The 14514-nt window shown below is 62.7% G+C and carries 11 protein-coding genes and 2 pseudogenes; 10 read left to right on the top strand and 3 right to left on the bottom strand.

Annotation, left to right across the window (positions count from 1 at the left end):
• The first annotated feature begins 116 nt into the window (after positions 1–116).
• Positions 117–491, top strand: a complete 375-nt coding sequence (locus tag C7402_RS08735; RefSeq protein WP_116610297.1) for a helix-turn-helix domain-containing protein — start codon at positions 117–119, stop codon at positions 489–491.
• A gap of 584 nt (positions 492–1075) precedes the next feature.
• Here the strand turns inward: C7402_RS08735 and C7402_RS08730 are convergent.
• Entirely contained in the window at positions 1076–2023 is a 948-nt protein-coding gene (locus C7402_RS08730; RefSeq protein ID WP_116610449.1) for a response regulator transcription factor, read from the bottom strand.
• An 82-nt stretch (positions 2024–2105) separates the two neighbouring features.
• Positions 2106–5561 (bottom strand): hybrid sensor histidine kinase/response regulator, encoded by a 3456-nt coding sequence (locus tag C7402_RS08725; protein ID WP_116610296.1) that lies wholly within the window; start codon positions 5559–5561, stop codon positions 2106–2108.
• 203 nt (positions 5562–5764) lie between these two features.
• On the opposite strand from C7402_RS08725, the gene urtA reads away from it, so the two are divergent.
• From urtA to C7402_RS08680, 9 genes and pseudogenes are all read left to right on the top strand, one after another.
• Positions 5765–7039: an urea ABC transporter substrate-binding protein gene (gene urtA, locus C7402_RS08720; protein ID WP_116610295.1), complete on the top strand. Its 1275-nt coding sequence runs from the start codon at positions 5765–5767 to the stop codon at positions 7037–7039.
• A gap of 55 nt (positions 7040–7094) precedes the next feature.
• Positions 7095–8012 (top strand): urea ABC transporter permease subunit UrtB, encoded by a 918-nt coding sequence (gene urtB, locus C7402_RS08715; protein ID WP_116610448.1) that lies wholly within the window; start codon positions 7095–7097, stop codon positions 8010–8012.
• Between the two features lie 67 nt (positions 8013–8079).
• On the top strand, positions 8080–9249 hold the full coding sequence (gene urtC, locus C7402_RS08710) for an urea ABC transporter permease subunit UrtC (RefSeq protein ID WP_116610294.1): 1170 nt from the start codon (positions 8080–8082) through the stop codon (positions 9247–9249).
• Positions 9250–9252: 3 nt separating this feature from the next.
• Positions 9253–9996: an urea ABC transporter ATP-binding protein UrtD gene (gene urtD / locus C7402_RS08705; protein WP_116610293.1), complete on the top strand. Its 744-nt coding sequence runs from the start codon at positions 9253–9255 to the stop codon at positions 9994–9996.
• A 34-nt stretch (positions 9997–10030) separates the two neighbouring features.
• Positions 10031–10720 (top strand): urea ABC transporter ATP-binding subunit UrtE, encoded by a 690-nt coding sequence (urtE, locus tag C7402_RS08700; RefSeq protein ID WP_116610292.1) that lies wholly within the window; start codon positions 10031–10033, stop codon positions 10718–10720.
• Between the two features lie 61 nt (positions 10721–10781).
• The gene (fmdA, locus tag C7402_RS08695; RefSeq protein WP_116610291.1) at positions 10782–12020 is read left to right on the top strand and encodes a formamidase; all 1239 of its coding nucleotides are present in this window, start codon (positions 10782–10784) and stop codon (positions 12018–12020) included.
• 37 nt (positions 12021–12057) lie between these two features.
• Positions 12058–12393 (top strand): FmdB family zinc ribbon protein, encoded by a 336-nt coding sequence (locus C7402_RS08690; RefSeq protein ID WP_116610290.1) that lies wholly within the window; start codon positions 12058–12060, stop codon positions 12391–12393.
• Between the two features lie 167 nt (positions 12394–12560).
• A pseudogene (gene amiE, locus C7402_RS08685) lies at positions 12561–12794 on the top strand (aliphatic amidase); the annotation flags it as partial.
• A gap of 271 nt (positions 12795–13065) precedes the next feature.
• Positions 13066–13233 (top strand): annotated as a pseudogene (locus C7402_RS08680) (IS5/IS1182 family transposase); the annotation flags it as partial.
• Between the two features lie 13 nt (positions 13234–13246).
• On the opposite strand, the gene C7402_RS08675 reads toward C7402_RS08680, so the two are convergent.
• The gene (locus tag C7402_RS08675) at positions 13247–14428 is read right to left on the bottom strand and encodes an alpha/beta hydrolase family protein (RefSeq protein ID WP_208948911.1); all 1182 of its coding nucleotides are present in this window, start codon (positions 14426–14428) and stop codon (positions 13247–13249) included.
• Positions 14429–14514: the final 86 nt, after the last annotated feature.

Below are 14514 nucleotides of genomic sequence, written 5' to 3'. Positions count from 1 at the left end.
CGCGACCATTGTCTACATTATATGTAGATATCGACATTTTAAGATGTTACATCGTACGGGGTGGTCGAGTCACTATCGAAGTCGAAATTTTGTGGTTTTCGACACGGAGTGTTGGTATGAGAGCATCCGCGACTCAGGAAGAAGCGTTCGCAAAGCGGATCGGTCAGGCGTTAGCCCGCGCGCGCCTCGATGCGGATATGACGCAGGAGCAGGTATCGGAAGCGCTGGGGGTGAACACGGAAACGATCAGTCGGTTCGAGCGCGGTCATACCGCGCCGCCCCTGTTTCGTTTGTTTGAGCTTGCCGAGGTCTACCGTGTGCCGCCTGAGACACTGATTGCCGGGGGGGAAGGGCGTTCACTCGATCCGGCCCGTGACGTTACCGCCCTGATGGGGAATCTGTCGCACGGCGATCGGGAGTTTGTTCGCGAATGGGTTGCGGCGATGTGCGAGCGTCTCGCGAAAGCCAAACAGGGAACGGCTAAACGATAGCCCCCGTTGCCCCGCCCACGGTGTTAGTATGAAACGCCGTTAGAGTCCGAGGTTAAAGATCGCTTCCTTCCGTGCAACTGCGCAAACTGGGCGCGGGGTGCTTTGCACAGTCGCACGGCTTCCCGTTTGAATTCGTCAGTGAAGTGCCTTCTTGTTCTGCTCATTTCGTCCTCTTCGGATTACATCAGCTTAGCTGATGTGTCCGGGAGAACGATTGAAGGCCAGTGAGGGAAGCCGGCAAGCCTCACATCTCCCGTAGCCGTTCGAGTACTTGCTTAAGCCGTAGACCGGGCCGCGATGAGCCTGACTCAGTATGACGGACGGATTTGCAGCCGGCGACTTGATGCGATCTAACCTCCCAGGTACGTGTCTGCTGAACAGTCTTCCAGATTGCGCGGAAATCAGCCACATCTCTTTTGTTCGCTTGAACGAACGGCTCGCGAAGGGGGCTTGCGCGAGGACGAGTGTCGGTGGCGCGGAGAAGGTGTGTGTCGATACAAATGTTTGCGTCGATATGTCATTCTGCTGACAACGAGGCATCGGGGCTGTAGGGCTGGCCTGTGCGGGACCGGTCCGGCTGGTCCTCAAGCCCGGTTGAGCGTCTTGATCGCGAGCGCTGCCGCTGCCGCGCGCGTTTCGACATGCAACTTGCGAAACAGATGCTCGAGATGCTTGTTCACCGTGCGTGCCGCCATGCCGAGGATGTCACCGATGTCGCGGTTCGTCTTGCCGCGCGAGACCCAGAGCAGCACTTCCGCTTCGCGCGCGGTCAGAGCGAAGTGTTCGGCGAGCGCATTGCGATGCACGGTGTCGTCGGTCTCCTTGAGGATGACGATCCACTCGCCCGGTTCCGGTGCGGGTGTCGCGCTGGCCGAGCGGCGCACATGGCCCGAGGTGAACTCGTGCATGGCGTCGCTCCGGGCGCCGCGCGCGATCCAGTCGATGAACCAGGTGTGCAGTGGCGCCGGCAGCTTCGGCTGCGGAACGTCGGCGCTCCCATTCGCGGCTTGCGCCGTATTGGCCGGATTAACCGGATCGGCACGAGCGGTGTCGTAGGCTGCGATCTGATTCGCGGCCTGCTGGCTTTGCCAGCGGATAGTACCGTCTGCGCCGACGATCAGTGCCGCGCGGGCGTCGAGCGACAGCGCCGCCTGCGCGTAAAGCTGCGCGCGCGAACGCTGCACGTGCGCGCCGATGCGCGCACACAACTCCTCGGGCCGCACTGGTTTGGTCACATAGTCGATGCCACCGACGCGAAAACCGCGCACCACATGTTCGGTCTCCGTCAACGCGGTCATGAAGATGACGGGCAGATGCTCGTGCTGCGCGTCCTGCTTAATGCGCCGGCAAGTTTCGAAGCCGTCCATGCTGGGCATCATCGCGTCGAGCAGTACCACATCGGGCGTGACGAGCGCGAGGCGTTTGAGCGCGTCCTCGCCCGAAAGCGCGACGAGCACTGCGTAGCCGTGCCCCTGCAGTGTGTCGGAGAGAAAGGCGAGGTTGTCCGGTGTATCGTCGACGATCAGTACCACGGGGCGATCGCGCAGCCAGGCGGCGGTGTCGCCGGTGCCTGGGGTGGAGACGATCGACGTGGTCGCGGGCGTGGCAAGAGCGTCACGCGTTTGCGCCGCGTGCAAGTCGGTCGAGTTCATGCTCGAGTTCCCTTAGCTGAAAGCGTTCCGCCAACGTGCGCAGCACGTCGATCTGATCCTGCAGTGCAGGCCAGGTCGCGTGCGCGACGTTGAGCTGTTCGGCCACGCCCTGCACGTAGCCGACTTCGAGATGCGCACGCAGATGGCCGATGAGTTCGGGCGGCCACGCAGCGGGCGGGAGTGTCTGCGCGCCGGACGTCATCGAAGCGTCCGCTGCTTGCGCCGCGTCAGTCAGCCTGAGCACGCTCGTCTCGGACGCGATCCAGTTGAGCGAGAGCAGTTGCGCGAGTTTGTCGAGCAGCAGATTCACCTGCAAGGGTTTTACCAAATAGCCCGCGCAGCCGGTCGCGCCCGCGCGCTCGCGGTCGTCGGCGAACGCGTTGGCCGAAAGCAGCACAATGGGCGCGTTCGACAACTGGTTTTCGGATATCAGGCGGCTGGTTTCGTAGCCGTCCATCAACGGCATTGAAATATCCATGATGATGGCGTCCGCCGTGTGCGTAGCGAGCCAGCGCAATGCGTCGGTACCGCTGGCCGCCTCCGCGACATCGAAGCCGAGCGGCGTGAGCAACTGCACGACGATGCCGCGCTGATCGTCAAGATCATCGACCACGAGAATTGCGCGGCGTGCGCCCGTGTAGCCGCGAATCGACGCAAGCTCGGTATGCGAGGCGGCGGCGCTGTCCACTGCGGGCGCGAACAGGCGCACCACGAAACGCGTGCCGCGTCCCACTTCGCTGTCCACTTCGAGACTGCCGCCAAGCGCCTGCGTGAGCAAGCGGCAGATCGTGAGGCCGAGGCCTGCGCCGTGATCGTGCGCGTGCGCTGCCTCGCCGCGCTCGAACGGCAGGAAAAGGCGCTCCATTTCTGCGGGGGGAATGCCAGGGCCAGTATCGGCAACCTCGAACTTAAGTGTATCGAGTACGTGGCTCACGCGCAGTGTGACCGTGCCGCTCGACGTGAAGCGGATCGCGTTGCCGATCAGGTTGGTGAGGATCTGGCCCACGCATTTCTGGTCGGTGCGCACAGTGGCGGGCAGGCGGCCGACCGTCTGCACGTCGAACGCGAGCGCCTTTTCGAGCGCCTGCGGACGCAGCATCGACGTGACGTGCGCGACGAAATCGGCCAGCGGCACCTTGGCGATATTCAGTTGGAGCTTGCCTGCCTCGATACGCGCGACGTCGAGCAGCCCGTCGACGAGCGCGAGCAGATGCTCGCCGCTGCGATGGATCGTGCGCACGGCGTTGTAGCGTGTGGGCGTGAGTTCCTCCTTCGCCTGAAGCAGCAATTGCGCGTAGCCGAGTATGCTATTGAGCGGCGTGCGCAATTCGTGGCTCAGGCCAGACACGTAGCGGCTCTTGGCCTGATTCGCCGATTCAGCGGCGGCGGTTGCGCGCTTGAGTGCCGCGTCCGTTTTCTGGTGCGCGTCGATTTCGAGCATCAACAATTCGTTTTGCCGCTGCGACTCTTCCTGCGTGACGCGGCGGCTCTCGCGCTCAAGAACGAACCACCACGCTGCGATGCAGCCGACCAGCGAGAGCGCGAGAAAGATCTTCAGAAAGCTGCTCGCAATCGCGTGGCCGATCGGAGCGTCGATGGCGGCAACCGACATCGTGCTCTGCGACCAGATCAGATAGAGCACGCTACCCAGTACCGCAAGCATCGCGAACACGAGGCTCGCGTAATGAATCAGGCGCAGCGCGGCGGGCCCGAGTCGCGCGCCCGGCACCACGCTGTGCAGCGCGTGTTCGGCTTGCGACGCGAAGCGCGCGTGCGGTTTGCAGCGGTCGTGGCAGCGCGAATCGAGCGAGCAGCACAGCGAGCAGATCGTGCCGCCGTAGGCGGGACAGTATGCGGTGTCGTCGGGCTCGAAGGTGTTCTCGCAGATCGCGCAGCGTAGCGACGCTGCGTCGCCGGTCGGTTGCGCGTCGCGCGCGATGTAGTAGCGCCCGCGCGTGAGCACCGCGAGCACGGGCGCGCACGCGAACGCCACACCGAACGCGATGAACGACGACATCGCCTTGGCGAGCACGCCGAACAGGCCGCTATGCGCGAGCATCGCGACGGCGGCCGCGATCAGCATCGCGCCCACGCCCACGGGATTCACATCGTAGAGGTGGGCGCGCTTGAACTCGATATGGCGCGGGCTATAACCGAGCGGCTTGTTGATGACGAGATCGGCGAACAGCGCGCCCACCCACGCAATCGCAATGTTCGCGTAGAGCGACAGGACCTTGCCGATGGCGTCGAACACGCCCATTTCCACCAGCAGCAGCGCGATCATCACGTTGAACACGAGCCAGACCACGCGTCCCGGGTGGCTATGCGTGAGGCGCGCGAAAAAATTCGACCATGCGAGCGAGCCCGCATACGCATTCGTCACATTGATCTTCAATTGCGAGACGATCACGAACAGCGTCATTGCGGGAAGCGCCCAGCTCGCAAGCCCTAATGGATCGAGCAGCAGATGATAGGCGACGAGATACATCTGTGTGGGCTGCGCGGCATGGTCCACATCGACTTCGTGCTGGATGGCGACGAAGGCTAGAAGCGCGCCTCCCAGCATCTTGAGCGCGCCCGGCACGATCCAGCCGGGGCCGGCGCCGAGCAGCGCGAGCCACCAGCGTGTGCGGTTCTGGGCCGTGAGCGGCGGCAGGAAGCGCAGATAGTCCACCTGTTCGCCTACCTGCACGATTAGCGCGAACACGACCGTCGAAGCCTGACCGAAGGCAATCAGGCTGAATGCACTGCCCTGCGGGGCGAAACCCGCAAACGTGGTCCACTGCGCGAGCAGGTCGGGCTGATGCCACAACACGGCGACGTAGGGCAGCACGAACAGGACGAGCCACAGCGGCTGCGTCCAGCTTTGCAGACGGTTGATCAGCGTAATGCCGAACATGACGATCGGTATCACAACGAGCGAACTCACCACATACGCGATCGCCAGCGAAATCTGGAAATAGAGCTGAAGCGCGAGCGACATGATGGCCGCTTCGAGCGCGAAAAAAATGAACGTGAATACCGCGTAGAGCAGCGACGTGAGCGTCGAACCGATATAGCCGAAACCTGCGCCACGCGTAAGCAGGTCCATGTCCACGCCGTAACGTGCCGCGTAATAGCTGATGGGCAGGCTCGTGAGCCAGATGAGAACGGAGACGACAACGATGGCCCAGAACGCGTTCGTGAAGCCGTAATTCACGACAAGGCTGCCGCCGATCGCCTCCAGCACCAGAAACGATACTGCGCTGATCGCCGTATTCGCGACGCGCAATTCCGACCAGCGGCGAAACGAGCGCGGCGTGAAGCGCAGCGCGTAGTCCTCGAGGGTCTCGTCGCCGACCCACGCGTTGTAGTCGCGGCGCACCTTGACGATGCGTTGCGTGCTGGGCGCACCCACGGAAGGGGGACTCTGGGGCATGTGGATGATCCGGATTGGTGCGAAAGCGGTACAAGCGCCGAAACCGCGCAGGGTCGACGTGCGATGCAAATTACATTCCAGTGCGTGCGCCGGGAATACGTCAATCGACGTATTCCGATCGTCAATTTGGTTTTCTACATTGCGTCCAACCACTGACCCAGCCCGCAGCGTCCGAGCGCCGGGCACCCGATAAGGAGAATGTGATGTCCGCAGATGATCGATTCGATGACGATGCCCAGATGCCTTCGCCGCTGCGCCGGAAAATGCTCGGCGGCCTGGCCGCCGCGCCGCTGATGGCGCTGGGCCTGCCGCGCGGCGCGTTTGCACAAACGCCGCCCACCGCGAAGGTCAACACCACGGGCCTCGCGGTCACGGACACCACGGTGACGGTCGGCCAGTTGCATTCGGCCACGGGCACGATGGCGATTTCTGAAACCGGCTCGATCCAGGCCGAACGCCTCGCCATCGAGCAGATCAACGCGATGGGCGGCGTGCTCGGCCGCAAGATCCAGATCATCCAGGAAGACGGTGCGTCCGACTGGCCGACCTTTGCCGAAAAATCGAAGAAGCTGCTTGAAAGCGATCACGTCGCGGCAGTATTCGGCTGCTGGACCTCGGCCTCGCGCAAGGCTGTGCTGCCGGTATTCGAGAAGGATAACGGCCTGCTCTATTACCCGACCTTCTACGAGGGCCTCGAACAGTCGAAGAACGTGTTCTATACCGGGCAGGAAGCGACCCAGCAGATTCTCTGGGCGCTCGACTGGGCCTCGAACACGAAGAAGGCCAAGACGTTCTTCCTGATCGGCTCCGACTATATCTGGCCGCGCACGTCGAACAAGATCGCACGCCGCCATATCGAGCAGCATTTGCATGCCAAGGTCGTGGGCGAGGAGTATTACCCCCTCGGGACGACCGAATTTGCATCACTGATGAACAAGATCAAGCTTGCGCGTCCGGACTGTATCTTCGCTTCCGTGGTGGGCGGCTCGAACGTGGCGTTCTACAAGCAGCTCAAGGCGGCGGGCATCACGCCGCAGAAGCAGCTCCTCCTGACGATCTCGGTCACCGAGGACGAAGTGCTCGGCATAGGCGGCGACAATTTCGCCGGATTCTATTCGTCGATGAAGTACTTCCAGTCGCTCGATAACGAGAACAACAAGAAGTTCGTCGCGGCGTTCAAGGCGCGCTACGGCCAGAAATCGGTGATCGGCGACGTGACCCAGGCCGCCTATCTTGGCCCGTGGATCTGGAAGGCCGCGTGCGAGCGTGCGGGCAGCTTCGACGTCGACAAGGTGGTGGCTCACTCGGCGGGCATCGAGGTGGCGAACGCGCCGCAAGGCTACGCGAAGGTCGATGCGAACCATCACCTGTGGAGCCGCTCGATGATTGGCGAAGGGCAGGCGGATGGCCAGTTCAAGGTCGTCGCGCAGTCGGATCAGCCGATCCAGCCGAATCCATTCCCGAAGGGCTACATGTAATCCGTCAACCGCAGCGGCGCGGCGACGCATGACGCCGCCGCGCGAGGAGCGTTCGATGTCCGCTACCGATATTTTCAACATCACGCTGATGCAGGGCTTCGCCGGTCTGAGCCTCTTCAGCGTCCTGCTCCTGATGGGGCTCGGGCTCGCCGTGATCTTCGGCCAGATGGGCGTGATCAACATGGCGCACGGCGAATTCATGACGATCGGCGCATATACGGTCTACATGTTTTCGTGGTTTTCGCAGAACGTCTGGCACGCGCTCACGCCCGTGTACTTCTTCTTCGCGATACTCGCGGCGTTCGCGCTGGCCTTCGCCGCGGGGTGGCTCGCCGAATGGGCGCTGATCCGCCATCTCTATAAGCGGCCGCTCGACACGCTGCTCGCCACCTGGGGCCTGAGCCTCGGTATGCAGCAGGTGTTCCGCTCGACTTTCGGCCCGAAGGAGGTGAGCCCGGCGCTGCCCGACTGGCTGATGGGTTCGTGGGAGCCCACGCCGGGCCTCGATATTCCGGTGAGCGGCATGTTCGTGATGGGCCTCGCGCTGCTGATGACGGGCGGCCTGCTGCTCGCGCTCTATCGCTCGCGCTGGGGCTTGCGCGTGCGCGCCACGGTCGCGAACCGGCCGATGGCAAACGCGGCGGGCATCAACACGCGACGCACCGACCGCATGACCTTCGCCATCGGCTGTGGCGTGGCGGGCGTGGCGGGCGCGGCCTTCACCGCCATCGGCTCGACGGGACCGACGAGCGGTTCGCTCTACATCGTCGATTCGTTTCTGGTGGTCACGTTCGGCGGCGCGGCGAGTCTGCTCGGCACCGTGGCTTCGGCGTTCGGCATCGCGCAGATGCAGTCGATCAGCGAATTCTTTCTTTCGGGCTCGATTGCGCGCGTGCTCACGCTGCTGACCGTCGTGGTGATTCTCATGCTGCGTCCGCAGGGCCTGTTCGCCTCTAAGGTACGGCGCGTGTAATCGCGCGACATGGCGCACGTCGTTGCGCATGCCTCATTCACAGCTTCATTCGTATGGAGAGATGGACATGGAACCCATCCAACCCACGGCGGGCGGCGTTTCCCCGCGATCCGGCCACGGCGCGCCGCCAGCCGGCTGGCGCGCGCGCCTCGCGCGGCTCGACGCCTCGGGCTACGCGGGCATCGTGCTGCTCGCGCTGCTGATCGTGGTCGTGTTCCCGCTTGCGCTCGACACGTTCCGCCTGAACCTGATGGGCAAGTACCTGACCTACGCGTTCGTGGCGATCGGCCTCGTGATCGCGTGGGGCTACGGCGGCGTGCTCAGTCTCGGCCAGGGCGTGTTCTTCGGCCTCGGCGGCTACGCGATGGCGATGTTTCTCAAGCTCGAAGCGTCCGATGCGGCCGCCACGCGCACGCAGACCACGCCCGGCATCCCTGACTTTATGGACTGGAACCAGCTCACGGCGTTGCCCGCGTGGTGGAAGCCGTTTCACTCGCTGCCGTTCTCGATCCTCGCGGTGCTCGCGGTGCCGACTGCGCTCGCCTTCGTGATCGGCTACGCGATGTTCAAGCGGCGCGTGGGCGGTGTGTACTTCGCGATCATCACGCAGGCGGTCGCGCTGATTCTCTCGGTGCTGATCATCGGCCAGCAAGGCTATACGGGCGGCGTGAACGGCATCACCGATCTGCGCACGCTGCTCGGCTGGGACATCCGCACCGATCACGCGAAGCTGGTGCTGTACTTCGTGAACGCCGCGCTGCTGATCGGCGCGCTGCTCGCCTGCCGCTGGGTCCAGCGCAGCAAGCTCGGCACGCTGCTGCTCGCGATGCGCGACAAGGAAGATCGCGTGCGCTTCTCGGGCTACGACGTCGCCATGTTCAAGGTGTTCGCGCTCTGCCTCGCGGCGATGCTGGCGGCAATCGGCGGCGCGATGTTCACGTTGCAGGTGGGCTTCATGTCGCCTTCGTTCGTGGGAATCGTGCCGTCGATCGAAATGGTGATCTATGCGGCCATGGGTGGGCGCATGTCTCTCGTCGGTGCGGTGTACGGTGCGATTCTCGTGAATCTCGGCAAGAGCTGGTTCTCGGAGAGCTTTCCGAACCTCTGGCTCTATTTGATGGCGGCGATGTTCATCGGCGTGGTGATGGTGTTTCCGAACGGGCTGGCGGGCCTCTACGAAGAGCATGTGCGCCCGCGCGTGCGGCGGCTGCTTGGCGCGGCGAACAAGGAGGCGTGAAGCATGAGCAATACCGACTTTCTGCTCGCGATCGAGGACCTGACCGTGTCGTTCGACGGCTTCAAGGCGATCGATTCGCTCAATCTCTATCTCGAACGCGGCGAGCTGCGCGTGGTGATCGGCCCGAACGGCGCGGGCAAGACCACGCTGCTCGATCTTATCTGCGGCAAGACGAAGGAAACGGCGGGCAGTATCAAGTTCCGCAACGAGGAAATCACGAGTCTCGCGGAATTCCGCCGCGTGCGTAAAGGGATCGGCCGCAAGTTCCAGACGCCGTCGATCTACGAAAACCTGAGCGTCGCGCAGAACCTCGAAGTGTCGTTTCCGCGCGGACGCAGCGTGTTCGGCGCGCTGGCCTACCGCGAGGACGCCGAAGTGGCCGACCGCGTGCGCGACGTGGCCGACGAAATCGGCCTGGCCGCCGCGCTTGATCTGGAAGCGGGGCTGCTCTCGCACGGCCAGAAGCAATGGCTCGAAATCGGCATGCTGCTTATGCAGGATCCCGAATTATTGATGCTCGACGAACCGATTGCAGGCATGAGTGTGCGCGAGCGCGAACTGACCGCCGATCTGCTCGACCGCATCTGCCGCAACCGCTCGATGATCGTGATCGAGCACGACATGGCCTTCGTGGAGCGCATCGCGCACAAGGTCACGGTCATGCATCAGGGGAAGATTCTCGCGGAAGGGCCGATGGCGCAGGTGCAGGCCGATCCGCGCGTGATCGAGGTCTATCTGGGCCACTGAGTCGGACACTGAACGACAACACGGAGAACACATCATGTTGGAAGTCGACGATCTCGTCGTCAGCTACGGCCAGAGCGAAGTGCTGCACGGCATTGGCTTTTCGGTTGCAAACGGCGAAAGCGTGGCGGTGATGGGCCGTAACGGCATGGGCAAGACCACGCTGTTCAAGGCGCTGATCGGCATGCTGCCCGCCAATCGCGGTACGGTGCGCGTGGGCGGCGCTGACGTCTCGAAGGACGAGAGCTACCGGCGCGTGGCCAAAGGCATCGGCTACGTGCCGCAAGGACGGCAGATTTTCGCCTCGCTGAGCGTCGAGGAAAACATTCAGACGGGCCTCGAAAACGCGCAGAGCCAGCGCGTGCCCGACGATCTTTACGCGCTGTTTCCGGTGCTGTTCGACATGCGGCGGCGCAAGGGCGGCAATCTCTCGGGCGGTCAGCAACAGCAGCTCGCGATTGCGCGCGCGCTCGCGACCGACCCGAAGGTGCTGCTGCTCGACGAGCCCACCGAGGGCATTCAGCCGTCCGTCATCAAGGACATCGCCAAGGCGCTCAACCAGATTCGCGCGAGCCGCAATATCGCCATCGTCGTCTCGGAGCAGGTGTTGAGCTTCGCGCTCGACGTGGCCGACCGGCTCTTCGTGATCGAGGGCGGGCGTTTCGTGCACCAAAGTACGCGCGATGCGGGCGATACCGACCGTATCCGCGAATACCTCTCTGTCTGAGCGCGGCGCGGCGTTCGCGCGCCGCGCCGCATGTCAAACCGCGAACCCAGGAGCAAACGCAATGCCCGATACTCTCATCAAGGTCGATCTGAACCAGTCGGCCTACGAAAACGAACAGGTGCACAACCGCTGGCACCCCGACATTCCGATGGCCTGCTGGGTGAAGCCCGGCGATGATTTCATCCTCGAAACCTACGACTGGACCGGCGGCTTCATCGAGAACAACGACAGCGCTGACGACGTGCGCGACATCGACCTGTCGATCGTGCACTTTCTGTCCGGCCCGGTGGGTGTGCACGGCGCGGAGCCCGGCGACCTGCTCGTGGTGGACCTGCTGGACATCGGCGCGAAAGCCGATAGCCAGTGGGGCTTCAACGGTTTCTTCTCGAAGACGAACGGCGGCGGCTTTCTCACCGATCATTTCCCCAGCGCGCAAAAGTCGATCTGGGATTTCCACGGCGTCTACACGAGCTCGCGCCATATTCCGGGTGTGAATTTCGCGGGCCTGATTCACCCGGGCCTGATCGGGTGCCTGCCCGATCCGAAACTGCTCGAAACCTGGAACGCGCGCGAGACCGGCCTGATTGCCACCGAGCCTGACCGCGTGCCGCCGCTCGCGAACCCGCCGTTCGCGGCCACCGCGCACATGGGCAAGCTCGCGGGCGAGGCGCGCGACAAGGCCGCCGCGCAAGGCGCGCGCACGGTGCCGCCGCGCGAGCATGGCGGTAATTGCGACATCAAGGATCTGTCGCGCGGCTCGAAGGTGTTTTTCCCCGTCTACGTGGATGGCGCTGGCCTTTCGGTCGGCGACCTGCACTTCAGCCAGGGCGACGGCGAGATCACGTTCTGCGGCGCGATCGAAATGGCGGGCTGGGTGCATATGCGTGTGAATCTGATCAAGGGCGGCATGGCGAAATACGGCATTCGCAACCCCGTGTTCCAGCCCAGCCCGATCACGCCCACCTACAACGATTACCTCATTTTCGAAGGCATATCCGTCGACGAGCAGGGCGGCCAGCATTATCTCGACGTGACCACCGCGTATCGCCAGGCGTGTCTGAACGCCATCGAATATCTGAAGAAGTTCGGCTATTCCGGCGCGCAGGCGTATTCGCTGCTCGGCTGCGCGCCGGTGCAGGGACATATCAGCGGCGTGGTCGATATTCCGAATGCGTGCGCGACGTTGTGGCTGCCGACGCAGATCTTCGACTTCGACATTCGTCCGAACGCCGACGGCCCGATCCAGCACATCAAGGGCGACGTGGATCTGCCGTGTTCACCGGATCTCGCGAAGGTTTGAGCGGCACACTGAAATCACGCAGGCAAAGGAGGTTGTCATGCCCATCTACGACTTCGAGTGTGCGAATTGCGGGCCGTTCGCCGTCATGCGACGTATCGCGGACCGCGAGAAACCGTGCCGTTGTCCCGAGTGCGGCACGGAAGGCGGACGGGTCATCAGCGCGCCCTCGCTGGCACTGATGGCGGGTACGCGCCGCGCCGCGCACGCGACCAACGAGCGTGCCGCGCACGCGCCGCGCCAGTCCGGCGACGGGCCACCGCTGCGTCATCGAGCCGGTTGCAGTTGCTGCTCGGGCGGCGCAGCGAAGCTAGCGGGCGCGGCTTCCGACGGCCTCAAGCGGCCGGCGGGGCGGCCCTGGATGATCAGTCACTAGGGTGCGCCGCGCGCGAACCGGCGCTCAGGGGAAGCGGCATTCGCGCGCGTCGTCAACGTTTTGAAGGAGGAAGCGGCATACGACATGGTGGTATTTCGAACGGCTTCACTTGCGTGGGCGTCGCAGTGGTGAACTACGAGATGCCGCGTTAGCACACCACGGCGGAGGTGCTCGGCAACGCGCGCCGTATCGCCGACCTGGTGCTCGGCACGAAGCAGGGTTTGCCGGGCATGGCGCTCGTGGTGTTTCCCGAGTATTCGACCCACGGCATCATGTACGACCGCCAGGAGAGGCTCGGCGCGGGGGCATGATGCAAGGCCAGCGTGTGGGGCGGGTTCTCGATCACGGGCGATCGGCACGAGGAGCATCCGCGCAAGGTGCCGTACACCACGCTCGTGCTCTCCGCGCTGATTCCGAAAGATCGCTGGAAATCCGGAAAGCTCAACAAAAAGTGAAGCTTTCCGGATTAAGTCGCGCGGACATCCGCGCCGGGGAAGTGATGACCATGCCTGCCTGCGGTGTGCGCGGCCGTGCACCTGCAACTTCGCGCGCGGGGCAAGAGCCCAACCGGGACGGTGGCAGAGCAATGTTGCGCCGTCGGTAGTTTTCCACAGGATTGCCAACAAAAACTGTGGACAAAAATGCTCCGCAGTGCACAAGTCAGACAAACGTCTGTTCCGCTTCCGTTGGGTCGTTGAACGGACTCACTCGTGGCTCTACAACTTCCGTCGTCTTCGCATACGCTTCGATCGTCGAGCTGACATTCCCGAAGCATTCTTGAAATTCGGCTGCGCCCTCGTCTGCTGGAGCATCTTAAGGCGTACGGCGTCGCCTTTTTGAACTCGCCTCTCAGTTAGATCAAAATTTCACGTAGCCACCCATCGACCTCTTGAACTAGTCGGAGCGGATTATTTCCTTGGCAATGGGCGTCGGCTCCTGTTGCCGCGTCGAGTGCTACCAAGCGCTTTTTTGCAGAAGGAATTGATTTGTGCCATTCCTGCGTTTGCTTCTGCCAAACGGCCCCCTCTTGTCTGCCGAGCACAGATAGAAATGGCACTTGAACATTCTTAGGATCGACAGCCACGCCGTTCCATCGACGCGTCAGCTCCGCTAAGTCAGCTACACCCGCCTTCCACATAAGAACCTGAAGATTCTTGCGCGCCACATCCGATGCTATGCCGCCATCCGCCTCCTGTTTTGCGACCCCCGCAAACAGTTCATTGGGACGAGAGAGCGCCGGGGTGGCAACGACTGCCGCTAGTCGAGACTCAAACGCTGCTGCGCGGCAGGCGAAGTAGCCACCCAGGCTCATGCCGAGAAGGGCCAGTCGGCGTGGCTCTACTCCAAAGCGAGCGATCAATTCATCAACCACTGCCGCAATCGGTCGTTCAGTCTCTGGCTCCCAATGCAGTCCCTGTTCTTGCACGAGTCCCTGTCCCGGCAAATCGACTAACGCGACTGAATATCCTCGATCAAGGTAGTAGCGCCCTTGTGACAAGAACCGGTCTTCATGACAGGTATCGGCGCCCCCGATCACTAGTATCGTGGGAGCAGATGCGCAGCTCGCCTGATAGAAGTGCCCCGGCAACTCTCCATGTCCGTAAGGTACGGAAAAACGCGTCGCTGCAAGGTTCAGCTCCGTCATGGCTCGATCAAAGTGCTTCTGACTAGCACGGAACAGCGCTATGAAGCTTTCCCCTGGAACGACAAACTGCCACGCCGACCGATAGCAGGCGAAGGCTTTTAAGCGAAACTCACCCGCCGTGCGGCGACATCCGTGTTCTAACCAAATGTCGGCTTGTGCGGCCAGAATTTCTCCCTGATGCTCAAACGCACGAGACCAAGAATCTGCGTCGCCATCTTCGATCTGTGCAGCAATGTGGAATGCCTCGCCTACCGATAGCCCACCCGCAGGCCCCCACCCAATGGCTCCCAAAAAAAAGAGGTCCATATTCGGATCGGCGAAGCGATAACGCTGACTCAAACGCTGAGTCGAATAATCCTGACTACTGGACATGGTTTGCTGGTTTGCCATTGCTTACTGTCCTGTTCCTGGGTGAGGGGCGTCTGCGGCCAAGACACGCTATACTTAACGCAATTATTTTTGCTTTTAGGGGCGTC

Source organism: Paraburkholderia unamae, assembly GCF_003096875.1.
GTDB classification, from domain to species: Bacteria; Pseudomonadota; Gammaproteobacteria; order Burkholderiales; family Burkholderiaceae; genus Paraburkholderia; species Paraburkholderia unamae.
Note: the sequence above shows the minus strand (reverse complement) of the source record. Positions and strands in the feature narration are given on the sequence as shown.